Source organism: Achromobacter sp. LC458, assembly GCF_001005835.2.
Lineage (GTDB): Bacteria > Pseudomonadota > Gammaproteobacteria > Burkholderiales > Burkholderiaceae_B > Achromobacter > Achromobacter spanius_B.
The window spans coordinates 128,012-149,360 of the sequence record NZ_LBHW02000007.1; the positions used below are offsets into that span (position 1 = coordinate 128,012).

Here is a 21,349-nt window from a genome sequence, read left to right on the forward strand (position 1 = left end):
GCGCGCGCGTTTATCACTGTGAGGATAGACACTCTGGAGCCATAATGCGTAAAGAATCGATACTGTCGACTAAAGTTTTCGAATACTTGCATCTGGTCGCAGTCGCGCTACAAACGTACCACTACGATTGTGCTGTCGCGTAAGGCCCCGGCGGCCCGAGGTATCTTTATGGCAAATCGCACCACCGCGCGGCGCGACACTGCGCCCGCGTCTTCGGTCGTCCCCATGGACGTCACCGGCATGTCTGCTGTCATGCAGAAATTGGCAACCCAGTTGCAGCTGGCGGCGGCTACCGACGCCAGCGTATTCATCGTGGGAGAAAGCGGCGCGGGCAAAGAAATCATTGCCCGCGCAATCCATGACGCCAGCGAACGGCGCGCCGCGCCGTTTGTCGCCGTGAACTGCGGCGCGATCAGCGGCACGCTGGCCCATGCCGAATTGTTCGGCCACGAGAAAGGCAGTTTTACCGGTGCGGTTGCGCAGAACGCAGGCTATTTTGAGTACGCCAGCGGCGGCACCTTATTCCTGGACGAAGTCACCGAGATGCCGCCCGACATGCAAGTGCATTTCTTGCGTGTGCTGGAAGCGGGAACGTATCAGCGCGTGGGCGGCACCGACCTGCTGCGCGCCAACGTGCGCATCATCTGCGCCAGCAACCGCGACCCCGCGGCCTCGGTGGCCGATGGCAGGTTGCGCCAGGACTTCCTGCATCGCCTGCTGGTCATCCCCCTTCGGGTACCGCCGCTGCGCGAACGCGGCGACGACGCGCTGATCCTGGCGCAGCGCTTCCTGGACGGTCTGAACGCGCAATATCAAACCCAGAAAACGTTTTCGAAGCGCATGCTGGACGCCATCGCCCAGCATGACTGGCCGGGCAATGTGCGCGAGCTGCGTAACGTTGTGCAGCGCGCCTTCATTTTGTCGGACACGCAGCTGGACACCAACCTGCTGGCCCGCCCTGCCGCCAGCCAGCACGCCGAGATGCGCGAAGGCGCGATGAACTTTCCGGTGGGCATGCCTTTGGGCCAGGCGCAGCGCGCCTTCATCCTGGCGACGCTGGCCCACCACGGGGGTGACAAGCGCCTGGCGGCCGACACCTTGGGCGTCAGCTTGAAAACCCTGTACAACCGCCTGGACGTCTACGAAAAAGAAGGTTTGTCCGGGGGCTGAGCAGTTCTTACCGTCGGCTTGTAATACGGTCGCTGCGACAGGGCCGCAAGCCTCGCGCCTAGGCCCGAAAATCGACCTGGCACGGATCTTGCATGTGTCCTAGGATGCGCCGCCCTTCGGCGGCTTTCATCCAGGAGATTCGATTGGGCCACCCCTCGCAAGAATTGCGCCTGCGCCAACAAATGACGCTTGCGCCGCGCTTGCAGCAGTCTGTCAAGCTGCTGCAGATGTCGGCGCTTGAATTCACGACCGCGGTGGAACACGCGCTTGCCACCAACCCCTTTCTGGAAGATGGCGACGAGCAGGACACCGAACCGCTGCCAAACGGCGATTCCATCAAACCCGGCAATTACGGGGACGAGCCGTCGGCCATGGCCGACGCCGCCCCGCCCTCGCCATCCGAGGCCGATGAGCCTTTGCCTGACGCCCCTTCCTATTCCGGCGACTATCCTACCCAGCTGACGGGCGGTGGCGACGGCAAGGACATGGGGCAATGGGTCTGCGCATCGGTATCGATGCGCGAGCGCCTGTCCGCGGACTTGGGCAACTATCACCTGGAACCGCGCGACCGCCTGCTGGCCGAATTCATCATCGACGCGCTGGACGACGACGGCTACCTGCGCGTGCCGCTGATGAGCCTATGCGATCCGGAGCACGCCGGTTTCAGCCCGCCGCCAGACGAAGGCGAATGGACGGCCGCCCTGCGCCTGGTGCAGCAGCTGGACGCGCCGGGCCTTGCGGCGCGAGACCTGACCGAATGCCTGTCGCTGCAATTGGCGGCGGCGCAGTCGGTCGAACCCCACGTGCGCGACCTGGCCTTGCGCATCGTGCGCGAGCATCTGGACCGCTTGGGCAAGAACGATTGCGTCGGGCTGCGCCGTTTGCTGGGCTGCACCGATGAGCAAGTGCGCGAAGCGTGCGCGCTGATCCGGAGCCTGGATCCCAAGCCGGGGTCGCGCTACAGCGCTGAAGCGCCGGTGTACGTGGTGCCCGACGTGTTCGTGGACAAATGGCATTCGCGCTGGCGCGTGCTGCCCAACCGCCACGCCATGCCGCAGGCACGGCTACATCGCACGTACGCCGACCTGTTCCGCCGCGCCCGCCTGGATGACCGCAGTCCGATGGCGCAAGAGCTTCAGGAGGCGCGCTGGCTGGTGCGCAACGTGGAACAGCGCTACACGACCATCCAGCGCGTGGCCGAGGCCATCGTCAAGCGTCAGCAGACGTTCTTTGAATATGGCGAAGTGGCGTTGCGGCCGCTGATGCTGCGCGAAGTGGCGGATGATCTGGACATGCACGAATCCACCGTGTCACGCGCCACGGTCGGCAAGTACATGGTGACTCCGCGCGGCGTCTTTGAATTTCGGCACTTCTTTTCGCGCGAGCTGGCCACGGAATCGGGCGGCTCGTGCTCGGCCGCGGCGGTACGCGCGCTGATCAAGGAAATGGTGGATGCCGAGGACCCGACCATGCCGCTGTCCGACGTTGCCCTGACGCAGCAACTGGCCGCCAGCGGGATCTTGCTGGCACGGCGCACGGTGTCCAAGTATCGCGGGCAATTGCGGGTGCCGCCGGCGGAATTGCGCCGTCAGCATTAAGAGGCGGTCGCCACGCAAGCGGTCGTGCAGGCCGCAGCGGGCGCCTGCTGGAAGACACGCGATAACACGCGATAACACGCGATACATACCGGCCACGCTTCCTGGAAGCCGTGGCCGGTTTGCTAAAAAATGGTGTTTCAGTTTGCCGGTTCGCATAAAAAAGAAGGCTTCCCGTGGGAAGCCTTCTGCTCGAACGGCGCGACGGCGGTGGTCAAGACCGCCGTCAACGTCAGCCGTTACTTCGAGCCGCCAGTGTTCGGATAGCCCGGAGGCGGCGTAGCGCCTGCGCCCGGCGTGCGGGGCACGTTGTCGTTGGCTTCACGAGGACGCTTCGGCGTTTCGTCGGAGTGCTTCTTGCCCGACGACATGGTGCCGCTTTGGTGAGTGGCGGGCGGCTTGGTCCCGGTCGAAGGCGTCGCATTGGGCGCCGGAGCCATCTGGCCCGGAGGCTGTGCGCGGTTCGGCTGCGCGGCGGTGGCGTCATTCGGCGTGGAGGACGGCGTGGTCGGGTTGGCCGATTGGGCCATTACCGCGCCGGCAGACGTCAAACCGGCTGCCAATACGAAAGCGCAAGTCAAAGCACGAGATTTCATAGTCAGACTCCTTTGTGGAAAAGCCCAGACCTATGAGCAAGCTCCGTTCCCGCCCCGCTTTCCCACCGGGCTTTTTCCTTGCGGCACCGCTACCCGCCGAGTCTGTCGCCTGACCGGGTATTTTTTACCGGCGATTGCAGTGGGGACATGCAGCGGGGACATGCAGTGGGGACATGCAGCGGGGGACAGCAGCCCGGTGGCGAGGCTGCGCACGCCACCGGGCCGGTGTGACTACGCCGGCCGAGCGTTCTCTGCGTCTGCGCGGGACTCATCAAGCATCCGCTGCACGCGTTCACCCAGGACTTCAAGCGAAAACGGTTTCACGATGAGCTCAATGCCGTGCTCCAGAAAGCCCACGCCCCGCGCCGCGCTTTCGGCGTAGCCCGTCATCAGCAAGACTTTCAACCCGGGGTGCGCGGCGCGCGCCGCATCGGCCAGTTGGCGGCCATTCAGGGCAGGCAGCCCCACGTCCGTCACCAGCAAGTCCATGTCGTGGGTATGCAGGACCAGTTCCAGCCCCGCCTCCCCGTCCGCGGCCGTCAACACCTGCATGCCAAGTTCAGCCAGGCATTCGCGCACCATCTCGCGCACATTGGCGTCGTCTTCCACCACCACCACCACCGACGGATTCGCGGCGTCCTGGGTGCGGTGCGCGGCGGGTTCGTGGCGCAGCGTGGCGTCGGGCGCGCCTTCATAGCGGGGTAGCAGCAGCCGGACGGTCGTGCCCTGGCCCACGCTGCTTTCAAGCGTGGCCGTGCCGCCCGCCTGCTTGGCAAAGCCGTAGATCATGGACAAACCCAGGCCGGTGCCCTCGCCCAGCGGCTTGGTGGTGAAGAAGGGGTCGAACGCGTGGGCCAACACGTCTGGCGGCATGCCGCAACCCACGTCGCTGACCGACACTTCCACGAATTGCCCCGGGCTGATGCCGGGAAACGGACGCAGCGTGGTTTCGTCCAGGTGCGTATTGCTGGCGGCCACGGTCAGCGTGCCGCCATTAGGCATGGCGTCGCAGGCGTTGATGACCAGGTTGAGCAGCGCATTTTCAAACTGGTTCCGGTCGCAACTGACCGTCCACAGATCGGGTTGCAGATTGAATTGCAGCTGCACCCGTTCGCCGGTGTAGCGATGGAACAGGTCGGCCATCGATTGCAACGTGGGCGCCACGCTGAAGGGCTTGGGGTCAATGGGTTGGCGCCGCGAAAATGTCAGCAGCCGCTGGGTCAGATGCGCGGCCCGATTCGCGGAATCCATCGCCACGGTGATGAAGCGCTGGGCCTGCTCCGGCGTGCCGGCGGCGAGCTTGCGCTGGATCAGGTACAAGGCGCCCGTGATGCCCTGAAGCATGTTGTTGAAGTCGTGGGCGATGCCGCCGGTCAAGCGGCCCACGGCTTCCATTTTTTGCGACTGCCGCAGCGCCTGTTCGGTGTCGCGCAGCGTTTCTGCCTGCACCTTCAAATCCGTGTCGTCACGCCCGGTCATGTAAAGGCTGTCTTGCGACCAGGACATGCTCCAGGTAATCCACCGATACGTACCCTCGCGCGTCAGCAGGCGGTTTTCCATATGGCGCACGGCCTGCGTCGGGTTGCCCTGGGCGGCCTGCGCAATTGCCGCGCGCGTGGCGGCCTGGTCGTCCGGGTGGATCAATTCGGTCAGCCCCATGGACAGGAACTGTTCCGGTGTCCAGCCCAGGATGGGCCGCACGGCCGGGTTGACGCTGACGAAACGATCCTGCCCGTCCACCACCGCCAGCAACTCGGGCGACAAGCGCCAGATCCGGTCGCGTTCCGCGATGGCGTCCTCCACGCGCTGCTCCAGCGTGCGGGCGTATTGCGAGCGCTCGACCGCGTCGCACAAACGTTCGGATACCTCTTCGATGAAGGCAATGTCGCCAGCCTTGAGCCGGCTGCCTGCCTGCGGGCGTACCCACAGCGCCCCGTCCTGCCGACCCCAGCGGCGCATGGGCACCACGATGGCGGACGGCCGGACTTCACCATTCTGTTCGGCCACCATGGGTTGCAAATGCGCCGTGCGCCCCTTGCGCATCGCCGCCTGGAATTCTTCACCGAGCTGCTCGGGCGACAGCGCTTCGCGCGTTGCCAGGTCCGACTCGGACCGCCAACAAGCGGACAGCGTTGCCGGCTCGGTGTCGCCCGGCCAGTCCACCACGGCGACCAAACCCAGCGCCAGGTGCTGGCCCAGCCCCGCGCAAGCCGCATATTCGATCTCTGCCTGATGGTGCAATTCGCGCATGCGGTCCACCAGCGACAACAGGAAATTCTTGCGATGCTGTCCTTCCCAGAGTTCGGTTTCAGCGGCCTTGCGGGCCGTCACATCCAGGAACAACGCCATCATGCAATCATCGCCATCCTTGCGGGCGCGGGCCTCGTACCACGCCTCTTTGGGCCCCGGCACGGCAAATTCAAACTGGGTTGGCTGCCCGGTTTCCACGACCTGGGCGAAGGCGTCCATGATCTGGCCCGGCACGCCGGGGATCATTTCGCGCAGCGTATGGCCCAGCGTGTCGCCCTCTTTCATGCCGCTTTGACGTTCAAAGGCCGGGTTGACCTCTAAAAAGCGGAAGTCCACGATGCGGCCGCTTTCGTCACGCAACGCCTCGCTAAGAAAGAAGGCCTCTTGCATGCCGTCGAACATGGCGCGCCAGCGCTCGCCACTGGCGCGCAGGGCGGCTTCGGTCAGGTGCCTTTCGATGGCCAGCGCGGCGCTGCGCGTCACCAGCGCAATGGCGTCGATGTCATGGGCGGACGGCGAGCGCGCCACCCCGTAGTAATTCGAAAACACTCCCAGCAGGCGCCCGTCCGGCGCCTTGATGGGCGTGGACCAGCAGGCGCGCAGTCCGTGCGCCAGGGCCAGCTCACGCCAGGGCTGCCAGTCCGGGTGCGACGCAATATCCTCGGCGTACACGGGGTTGCCCGTGTACGCCGCGGTGCCCCAAGAGGCCATGTTCGGGCCAATGGCGGTGCGCTGCACTGCCACGCTGAACTCGGGCGGCAAACTGGGAGCGGCGGTGTGCACCAGATATTTTCCGGTGTCATCCACCAGCGCAATGGCGGCCCGCAGCTGTACGCTGGACTGGGCCTCGATGGCGTGCAGTACGTGCTCCAACACGTGCGCAAGCGGCATACCGGCCGCAATGCGCTGCAACATAATCCGTTCATCTTCCAGACGGGCGAGCGTATCGGTCCACGGGAGGGATACGCGATCCTGCTTCTTCAACATTTCTGCCCCTTTACCAGCCAGTACTGTATTGCGGGGCCCCGCCGCGATGGCGAAACCCAAGGTAACGCAACGCTACCGATCCTGCCCCGTCCGGCGCCTCGGGTTTGTCCACCTGGCGCACTGATCGCTGCGCGCGCGTTATGCATGTGATGATCCCGCACCCGCCAGTATGCGCCGTCGCGCCAGCATCCGGCTTGGCTAGTGGAGGATACGCGCGGCTCAGGCGCTCATCAATCCGGCGCAATGAGAGGTCTTCTCTTGCGACACGTCGGCCGGCTCCCGACGACAAGGGAAATCCATTACTGACGCGTCCCGATGGCTTAAATATGATCGACTGACCATATCGGCACGGCAACCCGCCCCGGGTCTGCAATAGACGTTCGCGTCAGAACGCCGCGCGCCTTTCGCTCCGGTCGCGGCCGGCAAGCGGACTCCACGAGATGAGCGCCCGATGCCGAATTCGACCGAACTTCTGCGCGATATCCACGAAACCAACCTGATGTACCTGTTGCTGCTGCAACGCATGGCGCGCACCTGCGACGCCACGACGCTGGCCGGCATGCAGATGTCTCCGCGCGCCTGTCAGTGGCTGGCCGATCTGGAGCCGCACGCGCTGACCCGGCTGGCGCGCAGCAGCGTGCTGCTGGCACAGCTGGATGTAGCGCCGCACCTGCTGCTGTCGGCGCTGAGCCGGGGCATGGACGCGACGCTGGCCGCCCGTGGCGAGGCGGCGGCCATCCCGCCGCAAGCGGCGTTCAAGACCGAGGTTTGACGGCTTGGCGCGGGCCGTTTGCGGCCAGCCGAAGGCGCCGGGCCAGAATTGACCCGATCGAGCCAAATCTGGCCCACTCTAAGCCATTGATTCATAGATGCTTATTTTTTATCGAGCCAGATTTGGCCTGATTCGTGGGAAAAACTCGGGAATTCGGGCCCGATCGGCTTGTGCGCGCTGCGCGTAAGCCTCCTGATTTTTACGCAAGTCGATGATCTGAAAGGCTTTATTTTGTTGGCTTGTGGCTTGGCACGGATGTTGCATCAGCCCTGCCATGGCCCACTCATCCGACCTGCGTTTTACCTTCGTGCCCGCCGCCCGTGGCGTGGCGTTCGACGTTATTGAATTCACGCTGGACGAGGCGCTGTCCGAGACCTATCGGTTGGACCTTGAACTATCCAGCTTCGACCCCGCCATCGACTTTGGCGCGCTGCTGGATCAGACAGCGTTGTTCACGCTATGGCGGGGCGATGTGCCCGTGCGCCACGTGCATGGCATCGTCACCGCCTTCGAGCAAGGCGACACCGGCTTTCGGCGCACGCGTTACCGCGCCGTGGTCGAACCGTCGCTGGCGCGCGCGGCGCTGTGTTCGGACTGGCGCATCTACCAGCAACTGTCCGTGCCGGAAATTTTGGCCGATGTCTTCAAGCGCCATGGCATTACCGACTACGAACAGGTCACCACCAACCACCACCTGGTGCGCGAATACTGCGTGCAGGCCGGCGAAACCGATCTGGATTTCGTGGCGCGCCTGGCCGCCGAAGAGGGCTACTTCCACCGCTACGCCCATACCGAAAATTCCCACCGCCTGATCCACGGCGACCGCATCTACATCCATGGCGAGATCGCCGGCGGGCCGGTCCTCTACAACCCGACGCCGGGCGGCGATCAACGCGAACCTGCATTGCATCGCTTCATCTACACCGAACAACTACGCACCGCCCGCCAGACGCAACGCGACTACACCTACACACACCCGCAGTACGACCAGGAGCACACGCACGTCGCCGCCGACCTGCAACACCAAGACCCCCGCTACGAGCGCTACGACTACCCCGGCCGCTACAAGCGCGACGAGGCAGGCAAACCCTTCACGCAAAGCCGCCTGCTGGGCTTGCGCCGCGATGCGCGCATGGCCCAGGTGCACGGCGACGATGCGCGACTGATTCCCGGCGTGGCGTTCGACCTGACCGGCCACCCGCGTGATGACTGGAACCACGGCTGGCGCCCGGTGCGCATGCGCCACCACGGCATCCAGCACACCAGCCAGGAAGAAGACGGCGCGGGCGCCGAGCAAGGCACGCGCTATGGCTACACGGCCGACATCGTGCCCGACAAGGTCGACTGGAAACCGGCGCCCAGCCGCAAGCCGCTAGTGGACGGCCCGCAGATCGCCAGCGTGGTCGGCCCGCCCAATGAAGAAATCTACTGCGACGAATTCGGCCGCATCAAGGTGCAGTTTCCGTGGGACCGGCTGGGGAAGAACAACGAGCACAGTTCGTGCTGGATCCGCGTGTCGCAGAACTGGGCGGGTGCGGGCTGGGGCCACATGGCCATCCCGCGCATCGGCCAGGAAGTCATCGTCAGCTTTCTGGATGGCGATAGCTCGCAGCCGATCGTCACGGGCAGAACGCACCGGTCGATCAACCCGCCGCCCTACGAGCTGCCGCGCCACAAAACGCGCATGACGATCAAAAGCCAGACGCACAAGGGCGAGGGCTATAACGAGCTGCGCTTTGAAGACGAACGGGATCAGGAAGAGATCTACGTTCACGCGCAAAAAGACCAGAACATCCACGTCAACCACAACGAGACCACCTTCGTCGGCAACGACCGCAGCGAACAGGTCGAGCATGACGAAACCATCACCATCGGCCACGACCGCAGCGAATCGGTGGGCAGCGATGAACAGGTCCACATCGGCCAGGACCGCCGCCACACCATCGGCCAGGACGACTTCCTGACCATCGACCGCAACCACACCATCGCCACCGGCCGGGACCGCACGGAAGACGTGGGCAACAACCGGCGCGACAAGACGGTGGCCAATCACTGGATTGAAACGGGCGGCCATGTGGAACATAAGGTGCAGGGGCATTTCCAGGTGCATGCGGGCGAGCGGATCGAGGGCAAGACGGTCACGCTGGAATTGCAGGCCGCGCAAAGCGTGGTGATCAAGGGGCCGGGCGGCACCATCAACATCGACGATTCGGGCATCACGCTGGACGCAGGCGCCCTTGTATTCAAAGGGCCCATCAATCAGCAATCCGGCGCGGCCAGCGGCCCGTCGATGGCGGGCGCCGCTACCCCAGGGCTTGCCATGGACCTGCTTTGCGCATTGCGCGCCGACGGCACCTGCCCCCGTGTGCCCTGCCCTTGCGGCATGCAAGGAGCCTGACGATGTCCTTCCCGGAACATGCCGGCTGGCCCCGTCAAACCGTCCGCGTCGTGCAAGCGCCCAGCATGGACAGCCTGGCCGACGATCGCGCGAGCGCGGATACGAATTCTTGCCCTGGCTACGGCTCTGCCTCTGCCTGGCTTTGGTTGGATGGCGCACGCTCTGCCACGCTGGAACACGAGGTGTCGTCATTGCAGTCCGGCGTGGATCGTCACTGGTTATGGCGTGGCACCGATTGGGAATACCAGCCGCCGGGATATCGCCATGGTCCGTTGCTGACGCCCGTCACCTCGCCGCTGCTGCAAGCCTTTATTGACGATTGGGCACCCAGGCAAATGGGTGTGCTGTTGTTTGCCGGCGACGACGCGCCGGCAAGTGCACACTTGAAGCACCTGCGTCTGATGCGGGCGCCCGATGGCTTGCCCATGCGATTCAACCTGACGGCCACGCGCCAGTTGGAAGAGCTTTGCGAAGGTCTGCCTGCCGATCGCCTGGCGCAATTGCTGGGGCCGATACAAAGGCTGATCTGGCGCACCGCCGACGACGCGGGCGCGCTATGGCTGCAAGCCGATGTTCCTGTTCCGAATGAAACCGCGCCCGACCCTAGGGGCTTTGCGTTGTCGGCGGCTGAGGAAGACGCGGTCAACCGCGCCAGCTTTGCCTACTTCATGCGCGAAGCCGTGCGCCGCCACGTGCCTGCCGATATGGCGACCAAGCACCCGGCCGCCCACGCCAAGCTGCTGCATCAGATCGCGCTGTTTACCGACGAAGCCGGGCTGATCAACCTGCGGCTCGAACGCGACATTCATCACTACATCGAATTGCGCCTCTACTTTCCCCAATTGCCATTCGAGACAGATGCCGAATTGCGCGCCAATCTGGCCCGCCGCGACGAATCCGGGCTGTTGCGCCTGAACCACGCTGAACACCGCTTGAACACGATCACCGCCGCGATGGCATCAGGAACGCAATCATGATTCATCTGCAATGTCCCAAGGCGCTGCAACCGCCCCACCCTAGCGCCAAGATACTGGGCAAGGCGATATCCCCGCCGCCTTGCCAGCGTGGCATCCCCTTGTATCCCTTGCGCTATGGCATCACGGACAAGCCCTTTGATGCCAAGGTGTTCCCTACGCTGAGTACCGTCGGCTATCCGGCGTTGAGCGACGGCAAAGCCTACGGCTTGCGGGTACTGCGGCCACGCAGCTATGTCTACCTGTTTGTGCGCCAGAGCGGACGCATGTGGACGATCCACTATCAGGTCACCGACAACATCCGCTTCGCGCCTATCTGGTGGACCGAAGCGGACTACAAAGGCGACGTGCCGGGCCGCGCGGCCGTACCGGACGAAACGGGCGCAGCGCGCTACCTGCTTGCGCCTCCTGACCTGCAAGACGAGACCGTGCATGTCATGGTCAGCGACACGCTACTGAGCCACGCCGCGCTATGGGCCATTGAAAACAACAAAGAAACTTGGCGCAGCCTGCTGGCCACCCCCGTAAAAATTGCGGGCGGCAAGCAAGCGCACGTCTTTCCCGCTACCTTGCTGCCAGAAGTCCGCGAACTGTCCCAGACCGTGCTGCGCCAGTATCCCTGGAGTGAAAGCCGGCCATACACCGACGGCGTCCTGTCCACCCAGAACGCCATGACGGCCGCGACGCGGCCCCGCACGGACATCCAACCCCAAGCCGTTGTCGTGCAGGATCTGGCCGGGATGCTAAGTGAATTGAACATGTTCGTGGGCAGCAGGCTGGCGGATTTGCAGACCTACGGCGCCGACGCGGCTCACAAGCTGCGTGTGTCCCAGATGATCGATCAGTTGGGCAATCTGGCCGGCGATGAGGCCGGACACCAAACCCTACGAAATGACCCTATCGGCAGCGCCATGGGGCCGGGTGTCACCGGCCCGGACGTCCTGGCCTCTCGCGACCGCGCCAACCAGGCGCGCCTGGCCGCGTACCGCAAGCGCACTATGCACGCTCGAAATGCCGCACGCGCCCACTTCGCCGAACACCACCCCAAGCAGCTGCAAGCGCACGCCGATGACGTCGTCCGAGCCGCCGCCGATCTTTGGGCGTTGTTCAACAGCCAGCGCAAAGCCTACGACGCCATCGTCGACGTGCACGCGCCCGACACCCAGGGCTATCTGGACCTGCGCTGCCTTGCGGGGCACACCCTGCCCGCCCTGATCCACTGCACAGCCGGCAAGGTCTTCTTGCTGGCGCAAGTCGAACCCGACGGCCCGGTGGGCTTATTGCAAAAAGCCGTGCTGGGCGCGCCGGAAGTCGTCAGCTACGCCAAGCTGGCCAGCGGCACCGTCCGCCAGGCAGCGGTCAATGCGTCCTTGGCCGCGCTGCAAAAAGTGCTGGAGACGCTACCGGCGGACGGCGCATCCAATCAGCTGAGCGTGATGCTGGGTGCCTTGGTCGCGCACGGCCAATTGAAATCGCCCGGCGCATTCTGGACCAGTGTGTACCGCCCGATCATGGAAGTGCTGGACGGCACCCTGGCGCGCGCCCAGGACGTACCGCTGCGCGAAGTCGGCAATTGGGTGCGAAACAGCATGGGCCTCACCGGCGTCAACGGCTTTCGTCCACAGACCGTCGACCGCGCCGTGCAGACCCTTGTCACCTTGTATGACACCGAAGACGTGCAGGAGCGCGTGGAGCAATGCCGAAAATTGCCTGGGCGCTTGCGCTTCTGGCACAACGCCCGCCTGGCGCTAGGCGGCGTCGCGGCGTTCGCCACGGTCTACAGCGCGGGCGAAGCATTCAAGGCGTTGGGGCGTGAGGATGGATTGACTTTGGGGAATGCGCTGAATGCGACTGGCAAGGTTTTGGGGGTGGGCGCCGCTGGGGCGACGATGACGAGGTTTTGGTTTGAGAAACAGCGGGACTTCGCGAAAGTGCGGGGCGAGACGGGGGTGGCTGCTGCGTTTGATGGGGCGGCCAGCAAATGGGAATTGCGGGCGATTGGGGTGGCTGCTGTGGCTGCAATCGCGATTGGCGCAAAGGACTGGTGGCAGGCCGCCGTGCAAGAGCGCGGCCAAGTCGCGACCATCAGCTTCGTCAGTGGCTCAGTGCAATTTGCCGCTGGGGGGATTGGCTTCTTGCACCTGTGGGGAAAACTACGTCCTTGGGAGGTAAATAGATTGGCCAGATCAAGCTCATTACTGTTGAAAGGCACAACTGGAGTGGCTCGACTTAACTCCGGCACGATCGGGTGGATCCTTCTTGGAATCGAAGCGCTTTATCTCGGCCTTCGCCACCTCCACCAAACCACGGTCGACGAGGCGAGGGTCGAGACATGGATCCGACGTAGCGTATGGGGCATGCCAGGTGGGCTTGAGCCCTTTGCTAGCGATGAAGAAGAGCTGCAAGAATTCCATCGCTTGTTCCAGGCGCCCAGCATGCAAAACGACATCGACGTAATGAAGGTCTTGGCTCCTTCCCTGAAATCGAGGCTAGCGACGGTATTAGGAGTGCCGGACGACGTCCGTTCGGTTTCCGTCTTCTTGCCAGGATGGCGGTCGCAAATCAGCCAGTACTCGATCAGCCAGCAGCAGGCCCCGCGCCTGGGCGAGTTCTCAGGCCGCGAGGTGCGCTACGACGACCCGGACCGAGTGACCGTGATAAACGGTGTCGGCGTCGTCAAAATTGCCACGAACGCCCTGTTCGGCACGACGACGGTGAACTATCGCCCCAATGGTTTCACGGATGCCGACTACGAGATGGAGGCCAGCTCGTCATGGTGAAAAAGCTTCGCGCCATCGACCCGGCCACCATCCCGGACGCCGCAGTCGAATTCAAGCGTCAATGCGCACGTCTCGACGAAAGCTTGTATTTCGCCGCCCTGCCCGACATTCGCTACGCCATGGATCCCGAGCAGCTATGGCTGACCGAAGACGTGTCCGACCCCGAGCAGTTCAACGAGCAATATATTGAGCCGCGTACGGAAGGGCAGCTTACGTTTTTGCTGCAACTGTCGACGCTTGGCGTGTCCATGTCCGTGACCATCGTGTTCATTCTGGCCCCCCTGTTCGGGGAGTACCAGCACAAGGGCGCCCTCATCTGTATTCCTTTTTTACTGATGGCGGCGGCGGGTTTATGGTTAGGAACCAATTCTGCCATGTCGCGCATCCGATTTAATCGGCAAGCGCAATTGGTGCACGTCTCTTATGGCGATACGGTGCTGCACTTGCCATGGCGCGATGTGCGGCCCTACACCGAATTCGGGCACGGTTACACGCTACGCTTATGTTTCCCGCAGCCTTATCTGGAGACGATGCAAATGCCGTCCCAGGATCCCGAGAGCATCAGAAAGAGTAAAAGGCCGTTTATCGTCGGAGGCGACTTTGACGTGCATGATCAGACGTTCTTCGACAAGAACCTTCACCGGCTGGAGTTCATCCGCCGCTATATGGAGCACGGGCTGAAGGCAATTCAAGCCGACCCAAAATTTGTCGAGCAAGGCCTTGTCCGTAAACCCACCGGTGACAACAACGTCACCAGAACGGGCGGATGGAGCGATATCTTCAACATCTACGACATCCTCTTCAACCTCTTCACCCTCAAGCCTCTTCTCGACCGCTGGATCAAGCACAAAGCCAGCACCTTTCGCTGGCCAGAAGAAGTCGAACGCCTATGCACCCCGGGCGCTGATCTATCCGCCTACGACACGCGCCCCGTCAAGTCCAGCGCCCGCTACTTCTATCGCTACGCTGGGATGGACAAGGGTGTGATCTTTGTCGACCACAAGGGGCGGCAGGTTCAGCCGCGCAATCAAGCCGGTTGACCGGCGTCCCCGCGACGTGCGCCGCTGGTGCGCCAGGCCAGGCCGGCGCTGATGGCCAATGCCAATGCCAACAAACCGCCGGCCATCGCGGCCACGCCCGGCCATTGCTGGGCCGCCCAGAAGTGGCCGCCCCAGGCGCCCAGCACGCTGGACCCCACGTAATACACCAGCAGGTACAGCGATGCGGCCAGTGCCTTGTAGCCTCGGGCCATCTGGCCCACCCAGCCGCTGGCGACCGCATGCGCCGCGAAAAAGCCGAAGGTAAACACCACGATACCGGCGATCAGGATGGGCAAGGAGTCCGACAAGGTCAGCAGCAACCCCGCCAGGGCCAGGCCTGTGGCGGCGGACAGCATGGCGCCCCGGCCGTGGCGGTCGGCAAGGCGGCCGAAAAACGTCGAGGCAAAGATGCCGACCAGATACACGACGAAGATGAAGCCGATGAAGGTCTGGCTTAGCGAAAACGGCGGCAGCAGTAGGCGGAATCCCACGTAGTTGTAGACCGTGACAAACGCGCCCATCAGCAGGCCGCCCATGGCGAACAACGCGCATAAGGGCCCGTTCTTCAGGTGCGCGCCGACACCGGCCCGCACATCGCCCAGCACACCGGCCCAGCCACGCCCGCGTTGCGGCGTGAAGCGGCGCGAGGCGGGCAGCAACCACATGAACAGCGCCGCGGCCACGATGCCCACGACCCCCAGCGTGCCCATCGCGGCGCGCCAGCCAAAGTGATCCGAAACCAGCCCGGTGATGACGCGGCCGGACAGCCCGCCAAACGCGCTTCCGCTGATATACAGGCCCATCACGAAGCCCAGCGTGTCCGGTTCGACTTCCTCGGCCAGGTAGGCCATGGCGACGGCGGGGACGCCGCCCATCGCCACGCCTTGCAGCGCGCGCAGCGCCAACAGGCTGTGCCAGTCGGGCGCCACGGCCGCGATGGTGCCCAGCGCGGCGGAAGCCAGCAACGACCAGGCCATGACGCGCTTGCGCGGCAATGCTTGGGAGAACAGGCCAACAAAGAAGATCGCGATCGCCAGCAAGCCGGTGCACAAGGACAGGACCAGGCTGCTTTGCGCGGGCGACACGCCGAAGGCGCCAGTGAACAACGGCATCAGCGGCTGCACGCAATACAACAGCGAAAACGTGGAAAAGCCCGCAGCGAACAAGGCCCATTGCGCGCGATGCAGTTCTGGCGTGCCGCGCGCCAGATAAGGGGCGGGCGTGGGGGTGGGAGAACTGGCGCTAGGGGCAGACATGGGAAATCTCTGAAAGACAAGCGGGCGACGCGCCCGCAGATCAAAAGTAGACTTTTCGCCTTGATATGTCCAATATATGAAACCCCTACCGCCCATACTTTAAAACGATGGAATTACGACATCTGCGCTATTTCACGGCGGTGGCCGAAGAATTGCATTTCACGCGGGCAGCGGCGCGCCTGGGAATTGGCCAGCCGCCGTTGAGCCAGCAGATTCAGCAGCTGGAACGCGAAATCGGCACACCGCTATTTCTCCGGCTTCCCCGCGGCATCGAGATGACCGAAGCCGGCGCCCAGTTCCTGGAAGACGCCCGCGCCATTCTTGCCAGCGCCGACCGCGCGATAGACACGGCCCGGCGGCTGGGACGAGGCGAGCGCGGCGCGATTACCGTGGGCTTTACGGCATCGGCCGTATTCCACCCGTACCTGCCTCGCGCCATTCGCGCTTATCGCGACCGCTATCCCGACGTGCGCATCACCTTGACGGAAAGCAACACCATTTCACTGCTGCGCGGGCTGCGCGTGGGCGAGGTAGACATCGCCTTTGTACGGCCGCCCTACTTGCTGGACGCGGAATTTGAATCCGAACGCGTCCTGGACGAACCCATGCTGGTCGCCCTGCCCCCCGATCACGCCTTAAGCCGCCGCCGCAGCGTACCGATTGCGGCGCTGGCCGACGAGGACTTCGTGTTGTACCCCCGCCCCATCGGCGCCGGCCTGTACGACGCCATCCAGTCCGCCTGCCAGCGCGCGGGCTTTGCACCGCGCGTCATTCAAGAGGCGCCGCAAATGGCGTCCATCGTCAGCCTGGTGGCAGCCGGCGTCGGCATTTCCATCGTGCCCGCCGCCATGCGCCACATGGGCGCGCAGGGCATTGAGTATCGCCCCATCAAGGGCGACGCCCCGCACGCTTTGCTGGACATGGCCTACCGCCGCCATGACCGGTCTATGGCCGCAGGCAACGCCGTGTCGTTGTTGCGCCAACTGGCCCATCCCGAACGCGCGCAGCCGGCCGCATAGCGGCCGTAGTGCCCTGTCGCGTTTGTCATCTTCTGTAAAGCCCGCGCCTTGGACACCAGAGTAAATTGCGCTACCGCTGATCCGTCCCTGAGCCGGGACGCAGCTTCAGATATCAACCTTTTCAAAGGTGAACCCGTGCGACGTACTCTCTTGGCCTTGGCCCTTGCAACGATTCCCGGCTTGGGCGCAGCCGCCGCGCTGACCTCCGCCATCGGCGCGGTGACGGTCTATCAGGACCGCGCGGTCGTCACGCGCTCGGCCACCAGCGAGTTGGCGGCGGGCGAGCATGAGCTGACCCTGGAAAACCTGCCCGCATCATTGCAGGAGAATTCCCTGCAAGTGTCGGCCAAAAGCACCGGCCAGGCCTCGTTGCTGGACGTCAAGGTGCGCGACGCCTTCAACGCCGACACGGCCAACGAACGCGTTCGCGCCTTGCAAGAGCAGGTGCGCAAGCTGGAAGGTCAGATGGCCCAGCTGGATGACGAGGCCGCCGTCCTGGACAACCAGCGCGAGCTGGTCTTGATGATGCAGCGCGGCGCCACCGAGCCCTCCAAGGACAGCGCCCGGCTGACCTTGGAAGAACTCAAGGCCATCCAGACGCTTAGCGCGGACAGCCTGGCCAAGGCACTGGCCGGATTGCGTCAGGTCGCAACGCGCAAAGAAGCGTTGGAACGCGAGCTTGCCGCCTTGCAAAACCAGCTGAACGTGGTGCAAGGCCAGATGAGCCGCCGCACCAAGACCGTTACGTTGCGGGTCAACCTGGCGCGTGCGGGCAAGGTCGACCTGGCAGTGTCGTACGCCGTCGGCGGCGCGCGCTGGACGCCTGCCTATGACGCCCGCCTGCGTCCCGCCGACCGCAGCGTGGATCTGGGTTACTTCGGCGTCATTCGCCAGAATTCCGGCGAAGACTGGAACAACGTCAAGTTGACGTTGTCCACTGCCCGGCCCGCCTTGGGCGGTGGCGCGCCGACCTTGCAACCGTGGATCATCGATGTGGCCGCCCCACCGCCTCCGCCGCCGCGCCCCATCGCCGCGCCCGCGCCTGCCGTATCCAGCGAAATGGCCATGAAGCGCGCGCCGCGCGGTGCCAGCCAGGCCTATGCCGAAAGCGCACAGGCCGACGTCATGCCGGAACCGATCGACGTGCGCACCGCGCAGGTACAAAACGAGGCCACCAGCGCCTCGTTCCAGATCCAGAACCCGGCCACGCTGCCCTCGGACAACTCTACCCAGCGCGTGGCGATCGCAACCGCCAAGCTGCCGGCCACCCTGCAATATCAATCCACGCCCGCGCTGCGCGAAGCGGTATTCCTGACGGCGCAGGCCAGCAACAACACCGATTTTCCGTTCCTGGCCGGCCCGCTCAACACCTTCCTGGACGACGCGTTCGTCGCGTCCAGCGCCATGAAAGCGGTGATGCCGGGCGAAAAAGTCGAACTGGCGATGGGCGCCGACGACGGCATCTCGATCAAGCGCCAGCTGGTCAACCGCTACACCGAAAGCACGGGTTTTTCGGGCAGCGGCAAGCGGGTGACGTACGAATACAAGATCACGGTCAAGAACAACAAGGCCACCAAGGAACAGGTGTCGTTCAAGGACCGCCTGCCGGTCTCGCGCAACGAAAAAATCGTCGTCAAGCTGCTCTCGCCCGCCGACCGCGACATCAAGCGCGAAGAAGACGGCAAGCTGGTCTGGGAATGGGACCTTGAACCGGGCAAATCGCGCGAGACCGTTCTGAAGTTCTCGATCGACTATCCCGGCGACATCGACGTGTCCGGCATCTGATTGCCCCGCCTGCCGCCCGCCGCTTCAGTGCTGGCGGCAGAACTCGATGAACGCTTGCGGCTCCAGGGGGATGGACAGGCCATAGCCCTGGGCCACGTCGCAACCCAGCTCGCGCAGCAGTTGCAGGTCGCGTTCCTGCTCGACCCCTTCGGCGACCACGCGCCGGCCCAGCACCCGGCCCATTTCGATGGCCGCGGCCACCACCGCGCGCGATGCGGCTTCGCGGTGCATGTGGACGATAAAGTCCCGGTCGATCTTGAGTTCTGTAAAAGGCATGGCGGAAAACAGCCGCATCGAGGCGATGCCCGCGCCGAAGTCGTCCATGGCCAGTTCAAAGCCGCGCACGCGCAGCAGATTCAACGCGGAAGACAGCGCCAGCCAATCGTTGACGGGCTCGTCCTCGGTCAGTTCAATCTTGATCAGGCGCGCCGGCAGTCCCGCCTGCGCCACGCGCTTTTCCAGCACAGCCGGCATATCGCGAGAACACAGCGTGGACGCCGATGCGTTAATGGCGATGGGCACGGCGATGCCTTCGGCGTGCAGCGTTTTCTGCACCTCCAGCACGCGATCCGTCACGCGCAGAAACAGCATGCGATCCATGCCCAGGCGATGCGCGGCCGGCACAAAATCCACGGCGGATATGGCGCCCAGCTCGGGATGATCCCAACGCGACAGCGCTTCGGCGGCCAGCACCTTGCCGGTGGACAGGCTCATTTGCGGTTGCAACACCACGCTCATGCCCACGCCCGTGATCAAGGCCCGGCCAAGTTCGGCCTCGACCACTTCGCGGCGGATGGATGGGTGCTGGGGCGTCGTCACGTCCTCGGCGGCAAGCCCGGCCTTGATGGCCTGGTGCATGGCCGTGCGGGATACCGGCTTGGACAGCGCCTGCGCCGACGGGCAGCCGGCTTGCAGCGCCAGCCGTACATGTGACTGCAACAGCTCTTCGCTCAGGCTGCTGATCCAGATGATGGGAGGCATGCTTTTTAGCCGGCCCACATCCACCAGGCGCCGCAATTCGTTGGGCATGTGGGTGCCGTCGCCGTCGCTCATCACGATGTCGCTGATGACCAGGTCGTAGTACTGCCGGCTTAACGCGCTGACCGCTTCCGTGCTGCTGCCCAATCCGGCAACCCGCCGATATCCCAACGCCAGCAGCATGTTCTGCAGATAAGCGCGTTCAACGGGGTGATCTTCAACGAGAAGAATTCGTCGAGCGGCTCCGGCGTCGGTTTTTGGCATTCGTTTTCGTCCTAGCTTATAGGTCGAGCCCTGGCAGGCGGCCGCTGGTTCTGTTCGGGTTCCCATGCTACGGCATTCACTTGCGCTCTGTCGTCGGCGGCAAAGGGCTAAGGCAATTTCCGGGCCGATAGGCGTAGGTTTAAGAACACCCTGGCCGCAATTGCCTCGTCCCGTTGTCCACGCACAACGCACCGGCTCGTCCAGACGGACGCCGCCCCGCCGCCCGGGGGTGGGCGCGCGGGTGCGATAATGGCCGCCTTTACGCATCTTGCGCAGCTTGCGCAACCACGGCACGGAGCTTCCCTTGACCCGCATTGACGACCCCCAGCACGACCGCGAGGTCGGCACGGCCGACTCGACCCAGGACAACACGCGCACCGACGACACCCGCATCAGCGCCGTTCGTCCCCTGATTTCGCCCGCGCTCCTGCAGGACGAACTGCCCGTATCCACCGCTATCCAGACGCTGGTCGAGGAAAGCCGCGCGCAGATCGCCAACGTGCTGCACGGCCGCGACGACCGCCTGCTGATCGTCGTGGGCCCCTGCTCCATTCACGACCATGGCCAGGCCATGGACTACGCGCGCCAGTTGCGCGCCGCCGTCGATCAGCACAAGAAAGACCTGCTGATCGTCATGCGCGTGTACTTTGAAAAGCCGCGCACCACGGTGGGCTGGAAGGGTTACATCAACGATCCGCGCCTGGATGGCAGCTTCCGCATCAACGAAGGCCTGCGCCGCGCGCGCGAACTGTTGCTGGACATCAGCGGCCTGGGTCTACCGATTGCCACCGAATTCCTGGACCTGCTCAGCCCGCAGTACATCGCTGACCTGATCGCCTGGGGCGCCATCGGCGCGCGCACCACCGAAAGCCCCAGCCACCGCCAGCTGAGCTCGGGCCTGAGCTGCCCGCTGGGGTTCAAGAACGGTACCGACGGCGGCGTGCAGATCGCGGCCGACGCCATGGTTGCCGCCAGCGCCAAGCACGCGTTCATGGGCATGACCAAGATGGGCATGGCCGCCATTTTCGAGACGCGCGGCAACCAGGACACGCATGTGATCCTGCGCGGCGGCAAGCAAGGCCCCAACTATGACGTAGCCAGCGTCGACGCCTGTTGCGCCGCCCTGCGCGCCGCCGGCCAGCGCGAACAGGTCATGATCGACTGCTCGCACGCCAACTCCAACAAGTCGCACTTGCGCCAGATCGACGTGGCCAACGACATCGCCGCGCAGCTGGCGCAAGGCGATGCGCGCATCACCGGCGTCATGATCGAAAGCCATCTGGAAGAAGGCCGCCAGGATCTGAAGCCCGGCCAACCGCTGCGCCGTGGCGTGTCGATCACCGACGCCTGCCTGGGCTGGAGCCAGACCGAACCGGTGCTGGAAACGCTGGCACAGGCGGTGCGCCAGCGCCGCTTGAAAGTGGCCGGTACGGCGTAAACACACGCCCCCCAAGCGGCCGTCAACGCGACGGCCCCGCCCCGCCC

The 21,349-nt window shown here is 64.2% G+C and carries 14 protein-coding genes; 10 read left to right on the top strand and 4 right to left on the bottom strand.

Annotated features, from left to right (window positions below; all coding sequences use genetic code 11):
* Positions 1 to 225 precede the first annotated feature (225 nt).
* Both YH64_RS08405 and YH64_RS08410 read left to right on the top strand, forming a co-directional pair.
* Complete coding sequence (locus YH64_RS08405; RefSeq protein WP_082134678.1) at positions 226 to 1,170, top strand: sigma-54-dependent Fis family transcriptional regulator; 945 nt, start codon at positions 226 to 228, stop codon at positions 1,168 to 1,170.
* A 104-nt stretch (positions 1,171 to 1,274) separates the two neighbouring features.
* On the top strand, positions 1,275 to 2,768 hold the full coding sequence (locus YH64_RS08410; protein WP_046807589.1) for an RNA polymerase factor sigma-54: 1,494 nt from the start codon (positions 1,275 to 1,277) through the stop codon (positions 2,766 to 2,768).
* A 236-nt stretch (positions 2,769 to 3,004) separates the two neighbouring features.
* On the opposite strand, the gene YH64_RS08415 is transcribed toward YH64_RS08410, so the two are convergent.
* Together YH64_RS08415 and YH64_RS08420 are read right to left on the bottom strand one after the other, a co-directional pair.
* Positions 3,005 to 3,361, bottom strand: a complete 357-nt coding sequence (locus YH64_RS08415) for a hypothetical protein (RefSeq protein ID WP_046807588.1) — start codon at positions 3,359 to 3,361, stop codon at positions 3,005 to 3,007.
* 231 nt (positions 3,362 to 3,592) lie between these two features.
* On the bottom strand, positions 3,593 to 6,598 hold the full coding sequence (locus YH64_RS08420) for a PAS domain S-box protein (protein ID WP_046807587.1): 3,006 nt from the start codon (positions 6,596 to 6,598) through the stop codon (positions 3,593 to 3,595).
* 451 nt (positions 6,599 to 7,049) lie between these two features.
* Here YH64_RS08420 and YH64_RS08425 point away from each other — a divergent pair, with 451 nt between their 5' ends.
* From YH64_RS08425 to YH64_RS08445, 5 genes are all read left to right on the top strand, one after another.
* A complete protein-coding gene (locus YH64_RS08425; RefSeq protein ID WP_046807586.1) occupies positions 7,050 to 7,370 on the top strand; it encodes a flagellar transcriptional regulator FlhD in 321 nt (106 codons plus the stop codon).
* 274 nt (positions 7,371 to 7,644) lie between these two features.
* On the top strand, positions 7,645 to 9,768 hold the full coding sequence (locus tag YH64_RS08430) for a type VI secretion system Vgr family protein (RefSeq protein ID WP_143215293.1): 2,124 nt from the start codon (positions 7,645 to 7,647) through the stop codon (positions 9,766 to 9,768).
* A gap of 2 nt (positions 9,769 to 9,770) precedes the next feature.
* Positions 9,771 to 10,745: a hypothetical protein gene (locus YH64_RS08435; protein ID WP_046806267.1), complete on the top strand. Its 975-nt coding sequence runs from the start codon at positions 9,771 to 9,773 to the stop codon at positions 10,743 to 10,745.
* Positions 10,742 to 13,522, top strand: a complete 2,781-nt coding sequence (locus YH64_RS08440) for a toxin VasX (protein WP_046806268.1) — start codon at positions 10,742 to 10,744, stop codon at positions 13,520 to 13,522. Before YH64_RS08435 ends, YH64_RS08440 begins: the two co-directional genes overlap by 4 nt.
* Complete coding sequence (locus tag YH64_RS08445) at positions 13,516 to 14,562, top strand: hypothetical protein (protein WP_046806269.1); 1,047 nt, start codon at positions 13,516 to 13,518, stop codon at positions 14,560 to 14,562. Before YH64_RS08440 ends, YH64_RS08445 begins: the two co-directional genes overlap by 7 nt.
* Here the strand turns inward: YH64_RS08445 and YH64_RS08450 are convergent.
* Positions 14,550 to 15,818 carry an MFS transporter gene (locus YH64_RS08450; RefSeq protein ID WP_046806270.1) on the bottom strand — a complete coding sequence of 423 codons (1,269 nt, stop codon included), beginning with the start codon at positions 15,816 to 15,818 and terminating at the stop codon, positions 14,550 to 14,552. The two genes, YH64_RS08445 and YH64_RS08450, sit on opposite strands and share 13 nt — an antisense overlap.
* Positions 15,819 to 15,925: 107 nt before the next feature.
* Between YH64_RS08450 and YH64_RS08455 the strand changes: the two genes are divergently transcribed.
* Entirely contained in the window at positions 15,926 to 16,837 is a 912-nt protein-coding gene (locus tag YH64_RS08455) for a LysR family transcriptional regulator (protein WP_046806271.1), read from the top strand.
* Positions 16,838 to 16,972: 135 nt separating this feature from the next.
* The gene (locus YH64_RS08460) at positions 16,973 to 18,622 is read left to right on the top strand and encodes a mucoidy inhibitor MuiA family protein (RefSeq protein WP_046806272.1); all 1,650 of its coding nucleotides are present in this window, start codon (positions 16,973 to 16,975) and stop codon (positions 18,620 to 18,622) included.
* 24 nt (positions 18,623 to 18,646) lie between these two features.
* On the opposite strand, the gene YH64_RS08465 is transcribed toward YH64_RS08460, so the two are convergent.
* Complete coding sequence (locus YH64_RS08465) at positions 18,647 to 19,864, bottom strand: EAL domain-containing protein (RefSeq protein ID WP_104143949.1); 1,218 nt, start codon at positions 19,862 to 19,864, stop codon at positions 18,647 to 18,649.
* A gap of 304 nt (positions 19,865 to 20,168) precedes the next feature.
* Here YH64_RS08465 and YH64_RS08470 point away from each other — a divergent pair, with 304 nt between their 5' ends.
* Positions 20,169 to 21,302 (top strand): 3-deoxy-7-phosphoheptulonate synthase, encoded by a 1,134-nt coding sequence (locus YH64_RS08470; protein WP_046806274.1) that lies wholly within the window; start codon positions 20,169 to 20,171, stop codon positions 21,300 to 21,302.
* Positions 21,303 to 21,349: the final 47 nt, after the last annotated feature.

Excerpts from the sequence above, each read along its gene's own strand:
- YH64_RS08405 (WP_082134678.1), top strand. The coding sequence starts at position 226 with ATGGACGTCACCGGCATGTCTGCTGTCATGCAGAAATTGGCAACCCAG.
- YH64_RS08410 (WP_046807589.1), top strand. The coding sequence starts at position 1,275 with ATGCGCCGCCCTTCGGCGGCTTTCATCCAGGAGATTCGATTGGGCCAC.
- YH64_RS08415 (WP_046807588.1), bottom strand. The coding sequence starts at position 3,361 with ATGAAATCTCGTGCTTTGACTTGCGCTTTCGTATTGGCAGCCGGTTTG.
- YH64_RS08420 (WP_046807587.1), bottom strand. The coding sequence starts at position 6,598 with ATGTTGAAGAAGCAGGATCGCGTATCCCTCCCGTGGACCGATACGCTC.
- YH64_RS08425 (WP_046807586.1), top strand. The coding sequence starts at position 7,050 with ATGCCGAATTCGACCGAACTTCTGCGCGATATCCACGAAACCAACCTG.
- YH64_RS08430 (WP_143215293.1), top strand. The coding sequence starts at position 7,645 with ATGGCCCACTCATCCGACCTGCGTTTTACCTTCGTGCCCGCCGCCCGT.
- YH64_RS08435 (WP_046806267.1), top strand. The coding sequence starts at position 9,771 with ATGTCCTTCCCGGAACATGCCGGCTGGCCCCGTCAAACCGTCCGCGTC.
- YH64_RS08440 (WP_046806268.1), top strand. The coding sequence starts at position 10,742 with ATGATTCATCTGCAATGTCCCAAGGCGCTGCAACCGCCCCACCCTAGC.
- YH64_RS08445 (WP_046806269.1), top strand. The coding sequence starts at position 13,516 with ATGGTGAAAAAGCTTCGCGCCATCGACCCGGCCACCATCCCGGACGCC.
- YH64_RS08450 (WP_046806270.1), bottom strand. The coding sequence starts at position 15,818 with ATGTCTGCCCCTAGCGCCAGTTCTCCCACCCCCACGCCCGCCCCTTAT.
- YH64_RS08455 (WP_046806271.1), top strand. The coding sequence starts at position 15,926 with ATGGAATTACGACATCTGCGCTATTTCACGGCGGTGGCCGAAGAATTG.
- YH64_RS08465 (WP_104143949.1), bottom strand. The coding sequence starts at position 19,864 with ATGCCAAAAACCGACGCCGGAGCCGCTCGACGAATTCTTCTCGTTGAA.